The following is a 22,029-nucleotide window of genomic DNA, read 5'->3' as shown; positions in this document are numbered from 1 at the left end:
ATGACGACCTCGTCCCCGCCCGCCGAGCCGCTCCGCGTGCTCTTCTGCTTCGGCATCAACCAGAACTTCTTCGACCTGCCCACGGGCGAGCTGACCAGCGGTGACGTGTGGACGGCGACGCTGGAGCTCCTCGCGGGGCTCCGCGACCTCCCCGGCCTGGACGTCATCGCCGACATCGACGACGACGCCCACATGGTCGGTCCGTCCGACGGCTGGCCGTGGACCTTCTACGTGCTCGCCGACGCCGCGGACCAGGGTGTCGTCAAGGCGGCCTGCAACCTGCTGCGCACGATCCGGGTCGGCGGCACCCACCAGCTGTGGCGCTTCATGAAGGTGGAGGCCCGCATGGGTCGGCCGCTGACCCCGCGGAGCTACTGATGGGCCGCATCGCCGAGACCGCGTCGTACCTGCGGGAGACCCTCGCGGACGACGGCATCTACCCCGACTTCCTGCACCCCGACGAGCCCCGCGCCCACCGCGCCACGAACGAGGAGCACGACCGCGATGACCATTGAGCTGACCCCGCAGAACGTGTACGACGTGGCGCCGGCCGACCTCGTCCAGGAGGACCGCGTCGCCGGCCGGGTCTACACCGACCCCGCGATCTTTGAGCTCGAGATGGTCAAGATCTTCGAGTCCACGTGGATCTGGGTCGCCCACGACTCCGAGCTGCCCAAGCCGGGCTCCTTCAAGTCGACCTTCGTCGGCCGCCACCCCGTGATCGTCAGCCGCGACCGCAAGGGCGTGGTGCACACCCTCGTCAACCGGTGCCGCCACCGTGGTGCGAGCGTGTGCGAGAAGCGGACGGGGGAGGCCAACGGCTTCACGTGTCCCTACCACGCGTGGTCCTACGGGCTGGACGGCAAGCTGCGCGGCATCCCGTACCCCGACGGCTACGAGGGTGTCATGTCGAAGGAGGGCATGGGGCTGAAGAAGCTCCGCACCGAGTCCTACGGCGGGATGATCTTCGCGACCCTGGCCGACGACATCGAGCCGCTGGAGGACTTCCTCGGTGACGTGAAGACGTGGATCGACCGCTTCATGAAGCAGGGCGGCGGCTACCCGATCAAGGTGCTCGGCACCCACCAGTTCCGCTTCAAGGGCAACTGGAAGATCCAGCTGGAGAACACCACCGACGGCTACCACTTCCCGATCGTGCACCGCTCGTGGATGGCCTCCGTCGACGCCGAGACGGCCGACATGATGTCGTTCATGACCGACCCCGAGGCGGTCACCCACGACCTGGGCAACGGCCACAGTGTGGGCCAGATGGTGCCCGAGCACTCCGACCTCGACGACGACGACGGCACCGAGCCGCTGCAGGCGCGCTTCGCCCCGCTCGTGGAGCGCCTGCGCGGCCACGGCCTCGACGACGCCGCGATCCGGAAGCTGGTGCGCTCGATGCACGGCACGGGGTTCAACCTCAACCTGTTCCCCAACGTCTCGCTCTCGAGCGCGTTCTTCCGCACGCTGCGCCCGATCAGCGTCGACGAGACCGTGATCGAGCACGTCGCCATCGGCCCCGACGGGCCGCCGGAGATCGTCGACGAGGTGAACCGCGAGCGGCTCCGGGTGCACGAGCACTTCCAGGGCCCCTTCGGGTTCGGCACCCCCGACGACGCCGAGGGCTGGGACCGCGTGCAGCGCGGTGCCGCCGGCGCCCCGGAGCTCCCGATCATGGTCAACCGCGGTCTCGCCCGCGAGAAGCCGAGCCCCGAGGGCTGGGCCACCTCCCACATCACCGACGAGACGGGCATGCGCGCGGCGTACGCCCACTGGAAGCAGATGATGAGCGATGACTGACACCCTGACCCCCGCACCCGCCCGGTCGGCCGTGGCGATCGACGACCCGCGGGTACGCCGCGCGATCGAGCTCGTCTGGCACGAGGCGGACCTGCTGGACCGCAAGGAGTACGACGCGTGGCAGGCGCTCTACGCCGACGACGCGATCTACGTGATCCCGATCGAGCGTGACGCCGAGGACTTCGACGACATCCTCAACATGGTCTACGACGACCAGCGGATGCGGGCCATGCGGGTCACCCGCATGACGGAGGGCCACGCCATCGCCGCCGTGGATGCCGCCGTCACGGTTCGCACGGTCTCGCGCTTCGTGGTGACCGGTGTCGAGGACTCCGTCGTCTCCCTCCGCGCGGCGCAGGTGCTCGTGGCGTTCAAGCGCGGCACCCACGACCTGTGGGCCGGCGACGTCGACTACCGCATCCGCCTCGGCGCCGACCGCGCCGAGGACCGCTTCGTGCGCAAGGTCGTGCGGCTCGTCGACGCCGACGCGGCCACCCCGGCCGCCGGGTTCCTGCTGTGAGTGCCGTGGTGACCGGCGCCGGGCACGGCCTCGGCGAGGTCATCGTGCGGCACCTGCACGCCCAGGGCCACGCGGTGGCGGTCGTCGACGTCGACGCGGCGGCCGCGCAGCAGGTCGCGGAGGACCTGGACACCGACGGCGCCACGGCCCGCGCCTACGCCGTGGACGTCACCGACCGCGCCGCGCTCGAGCGGCTGCTCACGGCTGTGGTGGACGAGCTCGGCGACGTACGGGTGCTCGTCAACAACGCCGCCCGCACCCAGGCGCGGCCCGTCATGGACATCACGGCCGCGGAGCTCGAGTCCGTGCTGGCCGTCAACGTCGGCGGCACGTTCCAGGCGTGCCAGGTGTTCGGCGCGCACATGGCGGCGAACGGCTACGGCCGCATCGTCAACATGGGGTCCCTCGCCGCACAGAACGGCGGCACCGCCACGGGCGGGCACTACGCGTCGTCGAAGGGCGCGATCCTCTCGGCGACGAAGGTGTTCGCCCGGGAGCTCGCCGGTCGGGGAGTCACGGTCAACGCCGTGTCGCCGGGGCCGCTCGACTCGCCGATGGTGCGGTCGATCGTCGGGGACGACCTCGACTCCTACCTGAAGGCGATCCCCGTGGGGCGCCTCGGGGACATGGGCTTCGTCGCCGAGATGGTCGCGCTGCTCGCCTCGCCGGGCGCGGCCTCGGTGACGGGTGCCTGCTGGGACGCCAACGGCGGGCTCTACGTGAGGTGATGACGATGACCGACACCCGGACCGACGGCACCCAGGAGGTGCGCGTCGCGGAGATCGTGGCCGAGACGCCGGCGGTGCGCACGCTCCGCCTGGAGAAGCTCGACGGTGCGCCGTTCGCGGGCTACGAGGCGGGTGCCCACGTCGACGTGACGGGCCCCACCGGGATCCTGCGGCAGTACTCGCTGTGCAGCCCGCCGGAGGAGTCCACGAGCATCCTCATCGCGGTCAAGCGCGAGCCCGCCTCGCGGGGCGGCTCGGTGGCGCTGCACGAGCTGCAGGTCGGGGACGTCCTGCAGGTCGGCCGGCCCCGCAACCTCCTGGGCCTGGCGGCCGACGCCACCCACCACGTGCTCGTCGCCGGGGGGATCGGGGTGACGCCGCTGCTGTCGATGGCCTACGCCCTCGACAAGCGGGGTGGCGAGTTCACGCTGCACTACTTCGCGCGCTCGCGCGAGGAGATGGCGTTCCGCGAGCTGCTGGAGGAGCGCGCCGGGTTCCGCGACCGCGTGCGCCTGCACGTCGGGGTCGACCTGGCGACGCAGGAGCAGGTCCTGCGCGCGGCGGTGGCGGAGGCCCCCGCCGGGGCGCACGTCTACACGTGCGGTCCCGCGCCGTTCATGGACCAGGTCGTCGCGGTGGCGTCCCCGGTCGTCGGCGCCGACGCCGTCCACGTCGAGCACTTCGTGGCCGAGGCGGTCGACACGAGCGCCGACACCGCGTTCACCGTCGCCCTCGACACCGGCGAGGAGTTCGAGGTGCCGGCCGACCGGTCGATCCTCTCGGTGCTCGAGGACAACGGCATCGAGGTCTTCAAGTCGTGCACCGAGGGGATCTGCGGGTCCTGCGTCTCGGGCCTGCTCGAGGGCGTCGCCGACCACCGCGACCAGTGCATCTCCGCGGCGGACAAGGCCGCGGGCACCGAGATCGCCCTGTGCGTGTCGCGGGCGAAGACGGACCGGCTGGTCATCGAGCTGTACTGAACCCCGGTCGTACCGACCCCGGCGTCGGCGCCCCGTCCCCCTCGGGACCGGGTGCCGGCGTCGTTCTGCGTGGTGGGGTGTCAGCGCACGCCGCGGCGGTACTCCGTCGGGGTGCAGCCGTACCTCGCCCGGAAGACGCGCGCCAGGTGCCGCGGGTCGCCGAGACCCCACCGGGCGCCGACGAGCGCGATGGGCTGGCCGGCCAGCGCGGGGTCGGCGAGGTCGCGGGCGCACCGCTCCAGCCGCCGGTCGCGGATCCAGCCCGCCACCGTCGTGCCCTCCTCCGCGAAGACCTTGAAGAGGTAGCGGCGCGAGATGCCGAGCGCCGACGCGAGCGTGTCGGGCGCGAGCCGCGGGTCGGCGAGGTGACGCTCGACGTGCTCCCGGGCCCGCAGCAGCATCGCCGGACCCGACGGTGGGCCCGCCGCCTCGATCTCCTCGAGGAGGAGCGCCGTGACCAGCGAGAGCGTGCCGTCGACCAGCCGGGCGGCCGCGGGGTCGCCGACGTCGCCCCGGTCGTCCTCGGTGAGGGAGCGCACCAGGGAGGCGACGGCCGCGCCGGTGATCGAGTCGGCCGTGAGGGGGCGACCGATGAGGGGCTGCAGGGACGGCGCCGGCAGGTGGATGGTGGGGCGCGGCAGGAGCACGACCGCGGCCAGGAAGTCGTCGTCGTAGGTGAGGGTGTAGGGCCGGGACGTGTCGCACAGGACGAGGTTGCCCGCGGCGAGCCGCCTCGTGGCGCCGGCGTGGTCGACGCGCGCCTCGCCCGCGAGCTGGAGCATGAGCTTGTAGCAGTCGGACCCGTCGTCGGTGGGCCGGCTGTGACGGACCCGCATCGGCCCGGCGCTCAGACGGCTGAGCTGCATCGGACCCAGCTCGTGGACGCTGGCCCGCCCGTGGAACGACCGCGTCACGCCGGGCCGGGTGTCCAGGGACATCGGCATGATCCGGTCGATCTCGGAGACCCAGAAGTCGAAGCGTGCCGGCTCGTCCACGTGCTGGGTCGAGATCGTCTGCATGGGGGCACCTCGGGACGGACGCCGGGCGTGGTGCACGCGATGGCGGCACCTGGTGCACAGGATGCCACACCGGCGCCGGCCGGCGGCCCCAGAATCGTCCTGTGCCCGGCACGGACCACCCGAGGTGGGTCGGTCGGCGGGCGGAGCAGCGAGGTGGCAGCAGGTGGACGACGTGCGTGACGTGGTCGTGGTGGGCGGCGGCTTCGCCGGCCTGACGGCAGCGCGGGAGCTGAGCCAGCGGGGCCACGGCGTCACGGTGCTAGAGGCACGGGACCGGCTGGGCGGACGCACCCTGGTGGAGCCGCGCCTCGGCCGGTGCCTCGAGCTCGGTGGCACGTGGGTGCACTGGGCCCAGCCGATGGTGTGGGCGGAGATGCAGCGCTACGGCCTGGAGGTCGTGGCCAGCCCGGCACCGGAGTCCGCCGTCTGGCGTGCCGGCGGGGAGCGCCACCACGGCTCGGTCGAGGAGTTCCGGGGACTCCTCGACCCGGGCATGCAGCGCACCATCGCCGACGCCACCGCACACTTCCCCCTGCCGTGGCGACCGCTGGGCTCCGGCGTGGACGCGGTGGCGGAGCTCGACCGCCGCTCCATCGCCGACCGCATCGACGAGCTGACCCTCCCGGAGGTCGAGGACGCCCTGGTGCGGGGCATGTGGGCCGTCAACTTCCACGGCCCGATCGAGCACGGCGCCCTCACCCAGGCCCTCCGCTGGGGGGCCGCAGCCGGTGGCGACTGGAACCGGTTGCTCGAGGTCTGCGGGACCTACAAGCTGGTGGGCGGCACCGCCGCCCTGGTGGACGCGATCGTCGCGGACACCACCGCTGAGATCGTCCTCGGTGCGACGGTCGTGCGCGTCGAGCACGACGACGACGGCGCCCGCGTCGTCCTCGCGTCGGGGGAGGAGGTGCACGCCCGGCAGGTCGTCCTGACCCTCCCGCAGGGGGTCCTCGGCTCGGTGGACGTGGCGCCGCCCTTGTCGCCCGCGAAGCAGCAGGCGGCCCGGGAGGGGCAGGCGACGGCGGGCGTCAAGGTCTGGATCGAGGTGCGCGGCGAGCACCGTCCCTTCGTCTTCCTGGGCGACCCGACGGAGCCCCTCACCTTCGGTTCGCTCGAGTACGCCGCCAAAACCTCCCACCTCGTCGCCTTCGGGCCCAGCGCCGCGGCCCTCGACGTCACCGACGTGCGGTCCGTCGAGGCGGCCCTGCACCGCTACCGGCCCGACCTCGAGGTCCTCGCGGTTGCCGCCCACGACTGGGTGGCCGACCCCCTGGCGCGCGAGACCTGGCCGATGCAACGACCCGGACAGCTGACGGGACAGCTCGCGGCCCTGCAGGAGCCAGAGGGCCGGGTGCACCTGGCCGGCTCCGGCTACGCCAACGGCTGGGCCGGCTTCATCGACGGCGCCATCGAGAGCGGCCTGACCGCCGCTCGTCGCGTCGACGGGCTGCTCGGTCGCCCGCCGCGGGTCCCCGTCCCGCACTGACCGACCCGCACCGACCGTCCCGCACCGCCGGCGCATCCCCATCCAGCACCCGAGAGAGGTCTGCCATGCCCCTGTTCGCCGAGTTCGTCCGTTTCACGGCCGACGACCCGTCGTTCCTCGACCGTCGCCGCGAGGCCATCCTCGCGGTGAAGGCCGCCCACCCCCGGCTCCACGCAATGCCCCTCATCAGCCGCGACGAGGTGGGGACCTGGACCGACGTGTGGATCTACGAGGACGAGGCGGCCGCGGAGGCCGCCAACGCGGACGCCGGCACCATCGAGGCGTTCGCCGCGATGGCACGCCTCCTGAGCGACGTGGAGGTCACGAGCGGACACGTTCCCGACGGGAGCGCGTCGCCGTTGGGCTGACGCCGCTGACCGTCCTCGTCAGCGCGTGTCCCGCAGCACCCCCGCGACCTGCTCCGGGATCGTCACCATGGCCATGTGGCCGGCGTCGAGGAAGACCTCGTCGCCACCCACGCGCCGCGCGGAGGCCTCCTGCAGGGCCGGCGTGTAGCAGACGTCGTTCGTCAGGCGCACGTAGGTGCGGGGCACGTCGGCGGCCAGCCCGGACAGGTCGACCGGCTCCGTCAGCAGCGCCGCTGCGTCGTCGGTGACCTGCGCGAGGGTCCACGCGGTCTGCGCCTCGTCCATGTCGTTGCAGAGCATGGCCTGCGCGCCGGCCGGGTCCTGGTGGTAGATGCCGTCGCCCGTCGAGGCCCGCACCGCCTCGCGCACGCCCGGGTCGATCTGGTCGAGGACGGCGGACCCGTCGGGCGGCACGACCGCCGACAGGAAGACGACGTGGCGCAGCCGCGGGGCGAGGGTCGCCATGACGCGGGGCACCGTGACGCCGGCGAACGAGTGGGCGACCAGCACGAGGTCGTCCCCCTCGATCCCGGCGACGTCGTCCAGCAGGGCCTGTGCGCAGGCGTCGAGGGTGACGGAGGTCAGCGGCACGTCGGACCGCGCGCCGCGGCCGGGCAGGTCGACCGCGAGGGCGGGGCCGTCGAGGTGGGGGAGCAGCGGCTCCCAGCAGCTGGCGCCCATGCCGGCGCCGTGGACGAGGACGTACATGGCGGTCTCCTTTGACCAGTGAGTGGGTGTGGTGCGGGTCAGCGGGCGGTCCAGCCGCCGTCCGCGTAGACCTCCGAGCCGGTCATGTACGCCGCGTCGTCGCTCGCCAGGAAGGCGACGACGGCCGCGATCTCCGCGGGCGTGCCGAGGCGCCCCATCGGCGTGCCCGCGAGCATCGCCGCGTGCCGCTCCGTCCCCTCGAAGCGCTCGAGCAGCGGCGGGGTGCCGATGAACCCCGGGTGGAGCGAGTTGACCCGCACGCCCCGGGTGGCCCAGTGCAGTGCCGCATTCTTGGTCATGGTGCGCACCGCGCCCTTGGCGGCGTGGTAGGCGAACGAGTTGCCGAAGCCACCGACCGTGCCGAGGATCGAGCAGAGGTTGACGATGGCCCCGCCGCCGGACGCCTCGATGAGCGGGCCGCCGTGCTTCATGCCGAGGAAGGTGCCGGTCTGGTCGACGCGGACGACCTCCTCCCAGTGCTCGACCGACTCGTCCTCGACCGTGGCGAGGCTGCCGAGGGCCGCGTTGTTGACCAGGGCGTGGAGCCCCTGGTCGGCGGCGACCTGGTCGAGGGCCGCGACCCAGGAGCCCTCGTCGGCCACGTCCAGACGGATCGCCCGGTGGCCGTCGCCGGGCAGGGAGCGGACGAGCTCGTGGCAGGGTGCGTCGTCGAGGTCGGTGACGACGAGCCGTCCGGCCTCGCCGGCGATGCGTCGGCAGATCTCGGTCCCCAGGCCGCCGGTGGCCCCCGTGACCAGCACGGTGCGCTCCGCGAACCGCGGCGTCGCCGTTGCGAGCTCCATCGCCCGCCCTCCTCGTCTGGCGCCTGGTGCAGGCAGCCCTCGTGGTCCAGTATGAAGTGAACTCAGGTCAGTTTGCCACCCCCTTCCCGTGAGGAGCGCTCCATGCCCGCCGTCCACATCCCGTTGCCCACCCTCGCCGACGCCGTCGGCTCCACGCTGGGCCCCGGAGCGTGGTTGCAGGTCGACCAGCACCGGATCGACACGTTCGCCGACGCCACCGACGACCACCAGTGGATCCACACGGATCCCGAGCGAGCGGCGCAGGGGCCGTTCGGTGCCACCGTCGCCCACGGCTACCTGACGCTGTCCCTCGTGGCGCCCCTGCTCGACGCGCTCGTCGTCGTGGACGGCGCCGCGATGGGTGTCAACTACGGGCTCGACCGGGTGCGCTTCCCGGCGCCCGTCACCGCGGGCAGCCGCGTGCGCGCCGGCGCCGTGCTCGCGGAGGTCCAGCCGGTGGGAGGCGGCGTCCAGGCGCGGTTCGACGTGACCGTGGAGGTCGAGCACGGTGCCAAGCCGGCCTGCATCGCGACGGTCCTGTGCCGCTTCTACGGCGGGGAGGCGGCAGCGTGAGGACCCGCGAGCTGCGCCTGGTACGCCGCCCCTCCGGCACGCTGCGGCCCACCGACCTCGAGGTGGTCGAGGTCGAGGTGCCGGCCCTCGCGGACGGCCAGGTGCTCGTCGCCACCAGCCACCACTCCGTCGACGCGGCCGTGCGGCTGCGGATGGACCCCGTGAGCCCGCCCGGCTACCTCCCCGCCTTCGGTGTCGGTGAAGGCATCGAGGGTCTGGCGGTCGGCACGGTGCTGGAGTCGCGGGCCCGCGGGTTCGCGGTCGGCGACCTCGTGCAGCACGCCCGGGGCTACCGCGAGATCGCCGTCGTGGACGCGGCTGCGGGTGCGCTGGGCGGCGCGGGCGCGCTGACCCGGCTCGACCCCGACCTGGCGCCCCCGGAGGTCCACCTCGGTCTGCTGGGTGGCACGGGGCTGACGGCGTGGTCGGGCATCGTGCCCGTCGGCCGCGCTGCCGAGGGCGAGACGGTGTGGGTGTCGGCGGCGGCCGGCGCGGTCGGCAGCGTGGCCGGCCAGCTCGCGCGGGCCCGGGGGTGCCGCGTGGTCGGCAGTGCCGGGGGGCCCGACAAGGTGGCGTACCTGCTCGTCGAGCTCGGCTTCGACGCCGCCTTCGACCACCGCGCGGGCGTCGTGGAGGGTCTCGCCGCGGCCGCCCCCGAGGGCATCGACGTCTACTTCGACAACGTCGGCGGCGGGCACCTCGTGGCGGCGCTCGACCACCTGCGGCCCTTCGGCCGGGCGGCGCTCTGCGGCGCCGTCGCGGGGTACGACGGCACGCCGGTCCCCGGGATCGACAACCTGTTCCTCGCGACCAGCAAGAACCTCACGCTCCGCGGCTTCCGCGCCGGCGCGTTCGCCGAGCACGCCGACGCGGTGCGCGTCGAGCTCGCGGCCCTGTGGCGCTCGGGTCGGATGCGGCTCGACACGGCGACGTACGACGGCCTGGAGCAGGCGCCCCAGGCCGTCGTCGACCTGCTCACGGGACGCACCCGCGGCAAGTGCATGGTCGTGACGGGCTAGACCTCGAACTCCAGGGCGGGGGTGCGGGACATCAGGAGCCGACGGACCTTCCCGTCGACGAGCTGGGCCGACGCGTTGAAGCTGGCCTCGAAGGCCCCGGCGCGCGTCGTGCGGCCGAGGACGAGCTCGGTGTCGCCGACGGTGCTGCCGGCGATCACCTCGTGCACGAGGGTGCTCTTCTCGCGCTGGGCGAGGTAGCCGACGAGGCCCGCGCGGTCACCGGTGAACTCCGCCGCCTGGTCGGTCCCGCGGGAGAAGAGCACGGACATCACGAAGTCGTCGGTGATGAGGCCGAGCACGCGGTCCGGGTCGTCGGAGTCCATGAAGGTGAACCACTGTCGGAGGAACGGCGTCGTGCTCATAAGTCGACCTCCAGCAGGGCGAGCTCCACGTCGAAGGAGACGTGGTAGCGGGTGATGAGCCCGTCCACGACGCGCGCGGACCCCAGGAAGTGCCCGGTCGTGGTGTCGCCGTCCTCGACGACCGCGCCGTAGACGAACTCGAGGTCGCCGTCCACCCCGGTGCGGAGCAGCCGGTGGACGCGGTCGACGGGTCCGCGGTCGCGGAGGTATCCCACCATCTCCTCGCTCGTCGTCCCCCGCCTCGCTCCGGCGGGGAGGTGGATGGCGAACGAGAGGTCCGGGTGGAGACGGGCCTGGGCGGCGTCGAAGTCGCCGGCGTCGACGTCGGCGTAGTAGCTCGAGAGGTGATGGGGTGTGGCCATGAACTGAACCTAGTTCAGGTTTGCCCCGGCGCCAACCGTTGCGTCGAGGGTCCCGCGGTCCTATCTTGAACTGATGTCACTTCAGTTTAGGAGACGACCGTGAGCGCACCCGACCGTCTGCCCCCGCTCTGGCCCGACTCGGATCCCGCGGTCCTCGCGCCCGTGCCCGAGCACGAGGACCTGCGCGCCGTCGCCCGATCGATCGTCGAGAAGCACGGCGACCTCGAGCAGCTCCTCGGCGCGGTCGAGGTCGGCCAGGTGCCGACCGAGGTGTGGCGACGGCTCACTGCCGAGCTCGACCTCGCCGCGATCGCCGTGCCCGAGGACCGGGGTGGCGCCGGCTTCGGCCTGCGCGAGCTGGCCGTCGTGATCGAGGAGACGGGCGCCGCGCTCGTGCCCGACCCCGTGGTGTCGTCCGCCGTGCTCGGCCTGCAGGCCCTGCTCCTGGCCGACGACCCGGCGGCCGTGGCCGAGGTCGTCGCCGACGCCCTGACGGGGTCTGCCCTCGTCACCTACGCCTGGGGTCCTGCCGAGTCCCTGCGGCTGGAGGGTGACGCGGTCAGCGGTCGTCTGCACCGGGTGCTCGACGCCGTCGGCGCCACGCACCTGGTGGCTCCCGCCGCAGGTCCCGACGGGCAGGTGCTCGTCCTGGTCGACCTCGCCGCCGCGGACGTGGCCCCGCTCGAGCACGTGGACGTGACGCGCCGGCTGGCCGACGTCGCCCTGGCGGGCGCACCTGCCCGGGTCGTCGTGGGTGGAGCAGGAGTGTCCGCCGCGCTGCGGCGCCTCGCGGTCCTGCGTCGGGTCGCGGTGGCGGCGGAGCACGCGGGCATGGTGTCCCGGTTGCTCGACATGACGGTCGCGCACGTGACGACCCGCCACCAGTTCGGCCGGCCCATCGGTTCCTTCCAGGCCGTCAAGCACCGCCTCGCCGACGTGCTCGTCGCCCGGGAGCGCTGCCGCTCCGCGGTGCGGTACGCCGCGGCGCGCTTCGACGACGACGTCGCGGCCGGGACGGACCTGGCCGGTGCCGAGGTGGCGGCGGCCGTCGCCGCCGCCGTCGGGACCGAGGCGGTCCTGGCGGCGGCGCACGAGGCCGTCCAGCTGCACGGTGGCATCGGCTTCACGTGGGAGCACCCGGCGCACCGCTACCTGCGGCGGGCGCTCGGGGACGAGGCCCAGTTCGGCTCGGCACGGGACCACCGCGCACACCTCGCGGCGCTCCTCGCCGTCCCGGGTGCCGCTCCACGCGAAGTTTCCTGAACTAACTTCAGTTCAGGGATTGACCGGCACTGCCACAGATGCGCATACTGAAGTGAATCCAGTTCATTCTGAAAGGACCCACTGTGATCGACACCGACCACGTCCTGCTCGAGAAGGACGGCAACGTCGCCCGCGTCTGGCTCAACCGGCCGCACAAGAAGAACGCCGTCACGGTGGAGCTGCTTCACCGCCTCGACGAGATCATCAAGGAGGTCGACGCGGACCCCGACCTCCACGTCCTGGTGCTCCGCGGCAAGGGCGGCACGTTCTGCTCGGGCTTCGACCTCGACGAGCTCCTCGAGAACTACGTCGGCAACACCATGGCCATGGAGGTCGCGGTGCTCTCGGCCCAGGTCTGTGACCGCCTCTACCAGATGAACACGCCCTCCGTGGCCGTGCTCGAGGGCTACGTCACCGCCGGCGGCTTCGAGCTGATGATCTCGTGCGACTTCGCGGTCGCGGCGGACGACGCCAACATCGGCGACTTCCACATCCGCCGCGCGCTCTTCGGCGGCGCCGGCCCGATCTACCGCCTCCCGCGCATGATCGGCCTCCGCAAGACCAAGGAGCTCATGCTCACCGGCAAGCTGCTGTCGGGCACCGAGGCCGTCGACTTCGACCTCATCAACGCGTCGGCCCCCGCCGAGGAGCTCGACCAGCTCGTCGCCGACTTCATCGCGCCGATCGTCGACAAGAGCCCCTTCGCGATGCGTCTCACCAAGATGACGATCAACCAGGGCCTCGACGCCGACGTCCGCTCGCTCATGGTCATGGAGCACCTCGCCGTGGGCAACGCGCTGCAGTCGGAGGACGCCAAGGAGGGCGTGCAGGCCTTCCTCGGCAAGCGCGAGCCCAAGTGGGTCGGTCGCTGACCCGACGGGTCACCACCCCCACCCCCTAGACCGAGCCCAGCCCGACACCGACGTCGACCGAGGAGAACCGTGACCACCGCACCAGCCGCACCCGCCGCCCTCGAGGGCAGCCGCTGCACCGTCTGCGGGAACGTCGCCTTCCCGGTCGCCACCGGCTGCCAGCGCTGCGGATCGGACGACACGGCCGTGCTGCCGCTGTCGAGCCGGGGCACGGTCTGGGGGTGGACGGTGCAGCGGTTCGCGCCGAAGTCGCCGCCGTACGTGCCCCCGGCGGAGGGGTTCCGCCCCTTCGCCGTGGGGTACGTCGAGCTGCCCGAGGGGGTCAAGGTCGAAGCGGTCCTCGACCCCCGCGGAGCGGACTTCGCGACGCTCTCGGGGGCGCAGGTCGCCCTCGTCGCGACCGAGCCCGTGCCGTGCTTCGCCGTCGTCGACGGGGGTGCCCGATGACCGTCTCGATTATCGGCGCGGGTCTCTCCCGCTTCGGCCGCCAGCCCGGCGTGTCCGGACGCGCGCTCGCCCTCCAGGCCGTGCGGGCCGCCCTGACCGACGCCGGCATCGCCTGGCCCGACGTGCAGGTCGCCTTCGGCGGCAGCGACGGCTCGGGCCTGGCCGACACGCTCGTCAGCGACCTCGGCCTCACCGGCATCCCCTTCACCAACGTGAAGAACGGGTGTGCCACCGGGGGCAGCGCGCTGGTGGCGGCGATCGACGCCATCGAGTCCGGTCGCGCCGAGATCGCCCTCGCCGTCGGCTTCGACAAGCACCCCCGGGGAGCGTTCGACCCGCGCCCCGAGGAGTGGGGCCTGCCCGCCGGCTACGGCGAGGCGGGGCTCATGGTCACCACCCAGTTCTTCGCGATCAAGATCGCGCGCTACATGGAGCAGCACGGCATCTCGCGGCAGTCGCTCGCGCGGGTGGCGGCGAAGGCCTACCGCAACGGTGCGCTCAACCCCAACGCGTGGCGTCGCGAAGCCATGGACGAGGAGGTCATCGCCTCCGCCGACATGGTCAACGACCCGCTGACGCGCTACATGTTCTGCTCGCCCGGCGAGGGTGGCGCCGCGATCGTGGTCGCCAGCGAGGCCGCCGCCCGTCGGCTCGGCGGACGCCCCGTCCGGGTGCTGGCCGTCGCGGCGCGCACCCGGTCCTTCGGCTCCTTCGAGGTCTTCAGCCCCGCGGTGCAGGGCACGGGCGAACCGTCGAGCGTCAGCGCCGACGCGGCCCGCGCCGCCTTCGAGATGGCGGGCGTCGCGCCGTCCGACATCGACGTGGCGCAGCTGCAGGACACCGAGAGCGGCGCCGAGATCATGCACCTCGCCGAGTGCGGCTTCTGCGAGCACGGCGAGCAGGAGAAGTGGCTCGCCGAGGGCCTCACCGAGATCGGTGGCCGGCTGCCGGTGAACACCGACGGCGGTTGCATCGCCAACGGCGAGCCGATCGGTGCCTCGGGCCTCCGCCAGGTCCACGAGATCGTCACCCAGCTCCGCGGCGAGGCGGGGGAGCGCCAGGTCGCCCCGGCCCCGCGGCTGGGATTCACCCACGTGTACGGCGCGCCCGGCATCAGCGCCTGCACCGTCCTCGGCGTCTGAGGGAGGCCACCGTGATACTGCCCGACTTCGACACCTTCGTGGCCGACGCCCGCGCCTGGCTGGCCACCGTCGCCCCGCCCCGCACCGCGGAGGCGTGGGGCGAGAGCAGCGACTCCGTCGCCGTCTTCGAGAGCTGGACCCCGGAGGAGGAGCGCGCCGAGACGGACCGCATCCGGGCCTACGAGCAGGCGCGCTTCGACGCGGGCTGGGGCCCGCTCACGTGGCCCGCGGAGCACGGCGGGCGGTCGCTCCCCGCGTCGTACGCCGTCGCGTTCCGCCGGGTCGAGGAGGAGTTCGCGGTGCCGAAGCGCACCGAGATGTTCCCCGTCACCCAGCAGCTGGTCGCGCCGACCGTGCTCCAGTGGGGCACGCCGGAGCAGAAGGAGCGCTACCTGCGCGCCATGCTCCGCACGGACGTCATCGCCTGCCAGCTCTTCTCCGAGACCGAGGCCGGTTCCGACCTCGCGGCGGTCCGCACCCGCGCGGTGCGCACCGACGACGGCGGGTGGCGCATCGACGGCCACAAGGTCTGGACGTCGGGGGCCACCGTCTCCGACGTGGGCATCGCGGTCTGCCGCACCGACCCGTCGGCCCCCAAGCACCGCGGGCTCACCGTGTTCCTCGTGCCGATGGACGCCCCCGGCGTGACCGTGCGGCCCATCCGGCAGATGACGGGCGGCGCCTCGTTCAACGAGGTCTACCTCGACGGCGTCGTCGTCGGCGACGAGCAGCGGCTCGGCCCGGAGGGGCAGGGCTGGAAGGTCGCGCTGACCGTGCTCGCCTCCGAGCGCCTCGACTCCGGCGGTCTCGGCCTGGACAACGCGGACCGTGCCGTCGAGCTGGCGCGCCACCGCACGACCCCGCTCGACGCCCTCGAGGTGGACCGCGTCGCCGACCTCGTCACGCGGGCCTACGTGCAGCGCCTGACCGGCATCCGGGTCGCGGCCGCGGTCGTCGCCGGGCAGGACCCGGGCGCCGAGGCGTCCGTCGGCAAGCTGCTCGCCACCGACACCATGGCGCGCACCTCCGAGGTGGCACGGCTGCTGCTCGGAGCCGACCTGACCGTCGACTCGGGCCGCTGGGGCGAGCACGCCTGGCTCGAGCACGTGCTCGGGGCCCCGGGCTACCGCATCGCCGGCGGCACCGACGAGATCCAGCACAACATCCTCGCCGAGCGCGTGCTCGGCCTGCCGCGGGAGCCGGCGTGACCGGCACGGCGGAGCAGCACGCCCGCGACCTCGGACCCCGCGTCGCCGCGGTGCTCCGCGCCACCGCGCCGGGGCTCGACGTCGGCCCGCTCGAGGTCATGCCGGGCGGCCACTCGGGCCTCACCTACCGCCTCGACACCGGCGAGGGGGCCTTCGTCGTCAAGGCCGTGCCGCCGGGCCAGCGCTCCATCGGGCGCCACGACATGCTGCGCCAGGCGCGGATCCTGCAGGCGCTCGCGGACACGCCGGTCGCCGTCCCCGCGGTGCGCGCCGTCGACGACACGGAGCCGGCGTGGTTCGCGATGGAGCTGGTCGAGGGCGAGTCGCTCGAGCCCGTGCTCGACGACCCGGCGGTGCCCGCCGAGCTCGCCGCCACCCGCATGCGCCACGCGGCGGCGGCCCTGACCGCGCTCCACGGCGTGCCGATCGCCGACGTGCCCGACCCGGGCCCGGTGCTGACGCCGGCGGACGAGCTCGCCCGCTGGGTGCGCACCATGGGCGCGGTCCCGCCGGAGCTCGTGCCCCGGGGCGACCTGCTGGGCGAGCGGCTGGCCGCCGCGGTGCCCGCGGCGCTCGACCCCGTGCTCGTGCACGGCGACTACCGGCTCGGCAACCTGCTCAGCCGTGGCGAGCACCCCGTGGCGCTCATCGACTGGGAGATCTGGAGCCTCGGCGACCCGCGCGTCGAGCTCGGCTGGTTCCTCGTCTTCGCCGACGGGAGCAACTTCCCCGGTGTGGGGCGCGAGGTCCCCGGGCTGCCCGGGGAGGACGAGCTGCTGGCGCTCGCCGGCGGCGCCGAGCGTCCCGACCAGGCGTGGTTCAACGCCCTCGGGCGCTTCAAGATGGCCGCGATCATGGGCCACAACCTGCGTCGCCACCGCGAGGGCCGGCACCACGACCCCGCCCAGGAGAAGCTCCCCGCGACCATCGCCCGGCTCATCGAGACCGGGCTCGACAGGCTCTGATCGGCGCTCCGAGCCGGATCGCCCGCGACTAGGAAGGCACCCCGTGGACTTCGACCACAGCCCGCGCACGACCGCCCTGCTCGGCACCGTGCGCACGTTCATGGACGAGCACGTCATCCCGGCCGAGCCGGTCTACGACGCCCAGGTGGCCGCGGCGGAGAACCCGCACCAGCAGCCCGCGGTCATGCTCGAGCTGCAGGCCACCGCGCGCGAGCTCGGCGTCTGGAACCTGTTCATGACCCACGGCGACCGCGGCGCCGGGCTGACCAACCTCGAGTACGCCCCGCTGGCCGAGGAGCTCGGTCGCTCCATGATCGGCAACGAGGCCGCCAACTGCTCGGCGCCCGACACCGGCAACATGGAGATCCTGGCCATGTACGGCACGCCCGAGCAGCAGGAGCAGTGGCTGGACCCGCTGCTGCGCTGCGAGATCCGCTCGGCCTTCGCGATGACCGAGCCGGACGTGGCGAGCTCCGACGCCCGCAACATCACCTCCACCATCCGGCGGGACGGGGACGAGTACGTCCTCAACGGCCGCAAGTGGTACACGTCCGGGGTCCTCGACCCCGACTGCCGCCTGGTGATCTTCATGGGCAAGTCCGACCCGGACGGGCCGACGTACCGGCAGCAGAGCATGGTGCTCGTGCCCGCCGACGCCCCCGGGATCGAGGTGCTGCGGGACCTGCCGATGTTCGGCTACCGCGACCGTCTCGGGCACGGCGAGGTGCAGTTCACCGACGTGCGCGTGCCCGTCACGAACATGCTCGGCAGCGAGGGCGACGGCTTCGCCATCGCCCAGGGTCGCCTCGGTCCCGGTCGCATGCACTACGCGATGCGGGCCATCGGCATGGCGGAGCGGGCCCTCGAGCTGATGTGCCGGCGGGCCACCAGCCGCGTCGCCTTCGGGGAGCCCCTGGCCAAGCGCGGCGTCGTGCGCGAGTGGATCGCGCGCAGCCGCATGGAGATCGACCAGATCCGCCTGCTCACCTTCAAGGCGGCGTGGCTGATGGACACCCGCGGCAACGCCGCGGCGCGCTCCGAGGTCGCCGCGATCAAGGTCGCCGCGATGGAGACCGCCCACGACGTCGTCAACCGCGCGGTGCAGACGTTCGGCGCGGCCGGCGTCAGCGACGACACCGTGCTGAGCCGCCTCTTCGCCATCACCCGTGCCCTCCAGATCGCCGACGGCCCGACCGAGGTGCACCTGCGCACCATGGCGCGCCTCGAGCTCGAGCGCTACAAGGAGGAGGCGTGAGCGACCTGCTGCTCGAGGGCAAGGTCGCCCTCGTCACCGGCGCCACCCGCGGCCTGGGGCGCGCGATCGCGTTCGCCCTGGCCGAGGCGGGCGCCACCGTGGTCGTCTCGAGCCGCAAGCTCGAGGCCTGCGAGGAGACGGCCGCCGCGATCACCGAGCGGACCGGGCGCGCGGCGTACCCCCTGCGGCTGCACGTCGGCGACTGGGACGCGATCGGCCCCGCGGTCGACTCCGTCGTCGCCGACCACGGCCGGATCGACGTGCTCGTCAACAACGCCGGGATCGCCCCGCTCGCCCCGTCGCTGCTGGAGCTGGGCGAGGGCCTCTTCGACAAGACCATGGAGGTCAACGTCAAGGGCCCGTTCCGCCTCATGGCCACCGCGGGCGCGCACATGCACGCCGCGGGCAGCGGGTCGATCATCAACATCTCGAGCATCGGCGCCGAGCGGCCGAGCCCGCCGGAGGCGGTCTACGCGGCCGCGAAGAACGGTCTCAACGCCCTCACCCGCGCGTTCGCGCAGGAGTACGCCCCGACGGTCCGCGTGAACTGCCTGATGCCGGGCGCCTTCGCGACCGACATGAGCGAGTCGTGGGACGACGCGTTCCTCGGCCTCGTCACCGACCGGCTCCCGGCCAGGCGGCTGGGCCAGCCCGAGGAGCTCGCGGCGCTCGTGGTGCACCTGGCCTCCGACGCGCCCGGCTACCTGACCGGTGCCCTCATCCCCGTCGACGGCGGCCGGACGGCGGTCTACTGATGGGTGCGCTCGACCTGTTCGACCTCACGGGCCGCGTCGCCGTCGTCACCGGCGCCTCCTCCGGGCTCGGCGCCGGCTTCGCGCGCACGCTCGCCGAGGCCGGCGCGACCGTGTACGCCGCGGCGCGACGCCTCGACCGCCTCGAGGAGCTCGCCCGGGAGGTGCCCCGCATCGTCCCCGTGCGCTGCGACGTCACGGTCGCCGCCGACCGCGACGCCCTCGTGGAGCGGGTGGTCGCCGGCTCCGGGCGCATCGACGTGCTCGTCAACAACGCGGGCCGGCCCGGCCCGCCCGCCGCGACCGACGACACGCCCGAGGTCTTCGACAGCGTGCTCGGCCTCAACCTCACCGCCGGCTTCCACCTCGCCGTCGCCGTCGTCGGCGCCGTGCCCGAGGGCACGCCCCTGTCGGTGGTCAACATCGGCTCCGTCATCGGCCTCGTCTCCACGGCCCCGGTCGGCGGAGCGAGCTACGCCGCGTCGAAGGCGGCCATCACGGGACTCTCGCGCGAGCTGGCCGGCCAGTGGGGGCGTCGTGGGGTGCGGGTCAACACCCTCGTCCCCGGCTGGTTCGATACCGAGATGACGGACGGGCTGTTCACGAACGAGGCGTCGGCCAACTGGGTGCGCCGCGGCACGATGCTCGGCCGGGGCGGCCGCGAGGGCGAGGTCGACGGGGCCCTGCTGTTCCTGGCGTCCGACGCGTCGACGTACGTCACCGGCCAGTGCCTGGTCGTCGACGGCGGGTGGACGGCGCGATGAGCGCCGGCACCGCCGAGCTGCCCGCGCGGATGCGCGCGCTGCGACTGGTCGAGTGGGCCGCGCGGCCGCAGCTCGTCGAGGTCGACGTGCCCGTCCCCGAGGGCCGCGAGGTGCTCGTGCGGGTCGAGGCCGCCGGCCTCTGCCAGTCCGACCTCCACATCGTGGACGCGCCCGCCGGTGCGCTGCCCTACGAGGCGCCGTTCACGCTGGGCCACGAGATCGCCGGCACCGTCGCGGCGGCGGGGGACGACGTGGACCCCGCGGTGCTCGGCACGACGGTCGTCGTCCACGGCGTCTGGGGCTGCGGGACCTGCCGCAACTGCCGGCGCGGCCGCGAGAGCTACTGCCTCGAGCTCGCTGACGGCCCCGTCGGCGGGGGCCTGGGGCGCGACGGGGGGCTGGCCGACTTCGTGCTGGTGCCGGACGTCCGCCACCTGGTGCCGACCGACGGGCTGGCCGCCACGGCCGCCGCGCCCCTCACCGACGCGGGCCTGACGGCCCAGCACGCCGTGCGCCGCCACCGCGCGCAGGCCGAGGGCGGCACGACCGTCCTCATCGGCGTGGGCGGTCTCGGGCACCTCGCGCTGCAGGTCCTCCGGGCCCTGCCCGACACCGCGGTCGTCGCCGTCGAGCCCCGGCCGGCGGCGCGGGACCTCGCGCTCCGCCTGGGCGCCCGGGCCGCGGTGGCCGACGTCGCGGACGTCGCCGCCGAGCTGCCCGCCCTGGGGCGGGGCCCCGGCGCCGACCTCGTGCTCGACTTCGTCGGGTCGCCGACCACGCTCGCGGCGGCACCCGAGCTGCTCGCCCCCGGCGGCACCGTCGTGGTCGTCGGCAGCGGCGGCGGCCAGGTCGGGGTGGCCAAGGGCCGCCTCGCCAACGGTTGGACCGTCGACGCGCCCTTCTGGGGCCACCACTCCGACCTCGTCGACGTCGTCGCGCTCGCCCAGCGGGGCACCGTGACGGCCGAGGTGCACACCTATCCGCTCGCGGACGCCCTCACGGCCCTCGACGACCTCCGGGCCGGTCGGGTGCAGGGGCGGGCCGTCGTCGTCCCCGGAGACACGTGACGCACGACCCCCATCCGTCCGCACCACCCACCACCCCCAGGAGGCAGTCGCCATGAGGAAGCTGGCGCAGGAGCTCGAGGACCGCGCGGCGACCGATCCGGACGCGGTGCTCGTCGTCGACGGCGCGGGCGCGCACACCCTCGGCGAGGTCGTCACCGCCGCCCGCCGGCTCGCGGACGCCCTCGCCGAGGTCGTCGACGGCGCGCCCACGGTGCTGCTGCAGGCCGACAACACCTGGCGCACGATGGCCACCGCGCTCGCGGTCGGCATGCGGGGCGGGCTCGTCACCGTGATGAGCCACCACGCGACCCCGGGCGAGTTCGAGCTGGCGCTCGAGGACGTCGCGCCCGACGCGGTCGTCGCATCGCCCGAGATCATCGAGCGCTGGGAGGTCGACGGGGGCGACCTCGCGGCGTACCGGGAGGTGCTCGGGGGGTGGGTCCTGCGGGCCCGCCCGGGCGCGACGGCCGGGGTCGAGCGCTGGGGCGGCGGCGTCGCGATCGCGATGACGTCGGGCTCCACCGGGCGACCGAAGTGCGTCGTGCAGTCCGAGGACGCGCTGCGGTACGCCGCGCAGACCACCATCGACCTCGTCGGCCTGCGCCCGGGCGACCCGGTCGCGGCGCTCGTGCCGCTCTCCTCGGTCGCCGCCTTCTGCTTCGGTCTCTACCTGCCCGCGATGCTGGGGGGCAGCCAGGTCTGCCTCGAGAAGTGGAACCCCGCCGAGGCGCTCGACCTCATGGAGTCGCGGCGCGTCGCGTGGACGATGCTCGTGCCGACGATGGCGCTGCAGCTCTCCCTCGTCCCCGGCAGCGACGGGCGCCTGTCCTCCCTGCGGGCGATGACGGTCGGCGGCGGACCCATGAACGCCGTGGCCCTCGAGCGCGCCGAGCGCGCGCTGGGCACCCGGTTCCTCCGCGTGTTCGGGATGTCCGAGTGCCTCGGCCACACCTCGCCCCGTCCCGAGGACGACGCGACGGTGCGGCTCGGGCGTGACGGTCGCCCGTTCCCGGGAACCGAGGTGCGCGTCGTCGACCAGGACGGGCGACCGGTGGCGTCCGGCCGGGAGGGGCGGCTCCAGGTCAGCGGACCGTCGCTGTTCCTGGGGTACGCACGGGAGGGGCGGCCGCAGCGGCCCGACCTCACCGACGACGGGTTCCTGCCGACCGGCGACCTCGGCCGGATCGACGCCGACGGGTTCCTCCTGGTCTCCGGGCGCGAGAAGCAGGTGATCATCCGCGGAGGCCGCAACATCGACGTCAACGAGGTCGAGGCGGCGCTCGCCGACCTGCCGCAGGTCGCGCAGGTCTGCGTCGTGCCCGTGCCGGACGACCTGCTCGGGGAGCGCGTCGCCGCGCTGCTGGTGACGCTGGAGCCGCTCGACCTCGCCGGGGTGCAGCAGGGCCTGGCGGCCGCCGGCTTCCCCAAGGCCAAGTGGCCCGAGGTCGTCCACGTCGTGCCCGACCTCCCGCAGAACCGCGTGGGCAAGCTGAACCGCACCGAGGCGGTCGCGCTCGCGGCGCGGCTGGTCGCGGACCAGGCGGTACCGCGATGAACCCGACT

Annotated in this window: 26 protein-coding genes; 21 read left to right on the top strand and 5 right to left on the bottom strand. The window is 73.7% G+C overall.

The features are described 5' to 3' along the window. Genes PIR53_14505 through PIR53_14480 form a run of 6 tightly spaced genes read left to right on the top strand, consistent with a single transcriptional unit; the run spans position 1 to position 4,031 of the window. On the top strand, positions 1-378 hold the full coding sequence (locus PIR53_14505; protein ID WZH51222.1) for a hypothetical protein: 378 nt from the start codon (positions 1-3) through the stop codon (positions 376-378). Further along, positions 378-515, top strand: coding sequence for a hypothetical protein (locus tag PIR53_14500; GenBank protein WZH51221.1), 138 nt, complete (start codon positions 378-380; stop codon positions 513-515). Before PIR53_14505 ends, PIR53_14500 begins: the two co-directional genes overlap by 1 nt. Further along, complete coding sequence (locus PIR53_14495; protein ID WZH51220.1) at positions 505-1,803, top strand: aromatic ring-hydroxylating dioxygenase subunit alpha; 1,299 nt, start codon at positions 505-507, stop codon at positions 1,801-1,803. Before PIR53_14500 ends, PIR53_14495 begins: the two co-directional genes overlap by 11 nt. After that, positions 1,796-2,323, top strand: coding sequence for an aromatic-ring-hydroxylating dioxygenase subunit beta (locus PIR53_14490; protein WZH51219.1), 528 nt, complete (start codon positions 1,796-1,798; stop codon positions 2,321-2,323). Before PIR53_14495 ends, PIR53_14490 begins: the two co-directional genes overlap by 8 nt. Then, complete coding sequence (locus PIR53_14485) at positions 2,320-3,051, top strand: SDR family oxidoreductase (GenBank protein ID WZH51218.1); 732 nt, start codon at positions 2,320-2,322, stop codon at positions 3,049-3,051. The genes PIR53_14490 and PIR53_14485 overlap by 4 nt, the downstream gene beginning before the upstream one ends. Before the next feature lie 5 nt (positions 3,052-3,056). After that, positions 3,057-4,031 (top strand): PDR/VanB family oxidoreductase, encoded by a 975-nt coding sequence (locus PIR53_14480; GenBank protein WZH51217.1) that lies wholly within the window; start codon positions 3,057-3,059, stop codon positions 4,029-4,031. Positions 4,032-4,111: 80 nt separating this feature from the next. On the opposite strand, the gene PIR53_14475 is transcribed toward PIR53_14480, so the two are convergent. After that, a complete protein-coding gene (locus PIR53_14475) occupies positions 4,112-5,050 on the bottom strand; it encodes a helix-turn-helix domain-containing protein (GenBank protein ID WZH51216.1) in 939 nt (312 codons plus the stop codon). Between the two features lie 163 nt (positions 5,051-5,213). On the opposite strand from PIR53_14475, the gene PIR53_14470 reads away from it, so the two are divergent. Further along, on the top strand, positions 5,214-6,536 hold the full coding sequence (locus PIR53_14470) for an NAD(P)/FAD-dependent oxidoreductase (protein ID WZH51215.1): 1,323 nt from the start codon (positions 5,214-5,216) through the stop codon (positions 6,534-6,536). Positions 6,537-6,601: 65 nt separating this feature from the next. Then, on the top strand, positions 6,602-6,904 hold the full coding sequence (locus tag PIR53_14465) for a hypothetical protein (protein WZH51214.1): 303 nt from the start codon (positions 6,602-6,604) through the stop codon (positions 6,902-6,904). Between the two features lie 18 nt (positions 6,905-6,922). On the opposite strand, the gene PIR53_14460 is transcribed toward PIR53_14465, so the two are convergent. Further along, complete coding sequence (locus PIR53_14460; GenBank protein WZH51213.1) at positions 6,923-7,612, bottom strand: alpha/beta hydrolase; 690 nt, start codon at positions 7,610-7,612, stop codon at positions 6,923-6,925. A 38-nt stretch (positions 7,613-7,650) separates the two neighbouring features. After that, positions 7,651-8,415, bottom strand: a complete 765-nt coding sequence (locus tag PIR53_14455) for an SDR family oxidoreductase (protein WZH51212.1) — start codon at positions 8,413-8,415, stop codon at positions 7,651-7,653. A 102-nt stretch (positions 8,416-8,517) separates the two neighbouring features. On the opposite strand from PIR53_14455, the gene PIR53_14450 reads away from it, so the two are divergent. Further along, positions 8,518-8,988 (top strand): MaoC family dehydratase, encoded by a 471-nt coding sequence (locus PIR53_14450; protein WZH51211.1) that lies wholly within the window; start codon positions 8,518-8,520, stop codon positions 8,986-8,988. After that, entirely contained in the window at positions 8,985-10,007 is a 1,023-nt protein-coding gene (locus tag PIR53_14445) for an NADP-dependent oxidoreductase (GenBank protein ID WZH51210.1), read from the top strand. The genes PIR53_14450 and PIR53_14445 overlap by 4 nt, the downstream gene beginning before the upstream one ends. On the opposite strand, the gene PIR53_14440 is transcribed toward PIR53_14445, so the two are convergent. Both PIR53_14440 and PIR53_14435 read right to left on the bottom strand, forming a co-directional pair. Then, positions 10,004-10,369, bottom strand: coding sequence for a hypothetical protein (locus PIR53_14440; protein WZH51209.1), 366 nt, complete (start codon positions 10,367-10,369; stop codon positions 10,004-10,006). The genes PIR53_14445 and PIR53_14440 overlap by 4 nt on opposite strands. After that, on the bottom strand, positions 10,366-10,731 hold the full coding sequence (locus PIR53_14435) for a nuclear transport factor 2 family protein (protein WZH51208.1): 366 nt from the start codon (positions 10,729-10,731) through the stop codon (positions 10,366-10,368). Before PIR53_14435 ends, PIR53_14440 begins: the two co-directional genes overlap by 4 nt. A gap of 99 nt (positions 10,732-10,830) precedes the next feature. Between PIR53_14435 and PIR53_14430 the strand changes: the two genes are divergently transcribed. From PIR53_14430 to PIR53_14380, 11 genes are all read left to right on the top strand, one after another. Next, the gene (locus PIR53_14430) at positions 10,831-11,994 is read left to right on the top strand and encodes an acyl-CoA/acyl-ACP dehydrogenase (protein ID WZH51207.1); all 1,164 of its coding nucleotides are present in this window, start codon (positions 10,831-10,833) and stop codon (positions 11,992-11,994) included. Between the two features lie 83 nt (positions 11,995-12,077). After that, the gene (locus PIR53_14425; GenBank protein ID WZH51206.1) at positions 12,078-12,866 is read left to right on the top strand and encodes an enoyl-CoA hydratase/isomerase family protein; all 789 of its coding nucleotides are present in this window, start codon (positions 12,078-12,080) and stop codon (positions 12,864-12,866) included. Positions 12,867-12,935: 69 nt separating this feature from the next. Then, positions 12,936-13,313, top strand: a complete 378-nt coding sequence (locus PIR53_14420) for an OB-fold domain-containing protein (GenBank protein ID WZH51205.1) — start codon at positions 12,936-12,938, stop codon at positions 13,311-13,313. After that, positions 13,310-14,455: a thiolase family protein gene (locus PIR53_14415; protein ID WZH51204.1), complete on the top strand. Its 1,146-nt coding sequence runs from the start codon at positions 13,310-13,312 to the stop codon at positions 14,453-14,455. Before PIR53_14420 ends, PIR53_14415 begins: the two co-directional genes overlap by 4 nt. Before the next feature lie 11 nt (positions 14,456-14,466). Then, positions 14,467-15,663 carry an acyl-CoA dehydrogenase family protein gene (locus PIR53_14410; GenBank protein WZH51203.1) on the top strand — a complete coding sequence of 399 codons (1,197 nt, stop codon included), beginning with the start codon at positions 14,467-14,469 and terminating at the stop codon, positions 15,661-15,663. Next, a complete protein-coding gene (locus tag PIR53_14405) occupies positions 15,660-16,628 on the top strand; it encodes a phosphotransferase family protein (GenBank protein ID WZH51202.1) in 969 nt (322 codons plus the stop codon). The genes PIR53_14410 and PIR53_14405 overlap by 4 nt, the downstream gene beginning before the upstream one ends. A 43-nt stretch (positions 16,629-16,671) precedes the next feature. Continuing rightward, positions 16,672-17,883 (top strand): acyl-CoA dehydrogenase family protein, encoded by a 1,212-nt coding sequence (locus PIR53_14400; protein WZH51201.1) that lies wholly within the window; start codon positions 16,672-16,674, stop codon positions 17,881-17,883. Further along, entirely contained in the window at positions 17,880-18,638 is a 759-nt protein-coding gene (locus tag PIR53_14395; protein ID WZH51200.1) for a glucose 1-dehydrogenase, read from the top strand. The genes PIR53_14400 and PIR53_14395 overlap by 4 nt, the downstream gene beginning before the upstream one ends. After that, positions 18,638-19,399 carry an SDR family oxidoreductase gene (locus tag PIR53_14390; GenBank protein WZH51199.1) on the top strand — a complete coding sequence of 254 codons (762 nt, stop codon included), beginning with the start codon at positions 18,638-18,640 and terminating at the stop codon, positions 19,397-19,399. Before PIR53_14395 ends, PIR53_14390 begins: the two co-directional genes overlap by 1 nt. Beyond that, on the top strand, positions 19,396-20,466 hold the full coding sequence (locus tag PIR53_14385; GenBank protein WZH51198.1) for an alcohol dehydrogenase catalytic domain-containing protein: 1,071 nt from the start codon (positions 19,396-19,398) through the stop codon (positions 20,464-20,466). Before PIR53_14390 ends, PIR53_14385 begins: the two co-directional genes overlap by 4 nt. A 52-nt stretch (positions 20,467-20,518) precedes the next feature. Further along, complete coding sequence (locus PIR53_14380) at positions 20,519-22,021, top strand: fatty acid--CoA ligase family protein (protein WZH51197.1); 1,503 nt, start codon at positions 20,519-20,521, stop codon at positions 22,019-22,021. Positions 22,022-22,029 lie beyond the last annotated feature (8 nt).

Source organism: Nocardioides alkalitolerans, assembly GCA_038184435.1.
Taxonomy (GTDB): Bacteria; Actinomycetota; Actinomycetes; order Propionibacteriales; family Nocardioidaceae; genus Nocardioides; species Nocardioides alkalitolerans_A.
The sequence above is the reverse complement of the archived record's forward strand: the minus strand, read 5'-3'. Positions and strand labels throughout refer to the sequence as shown.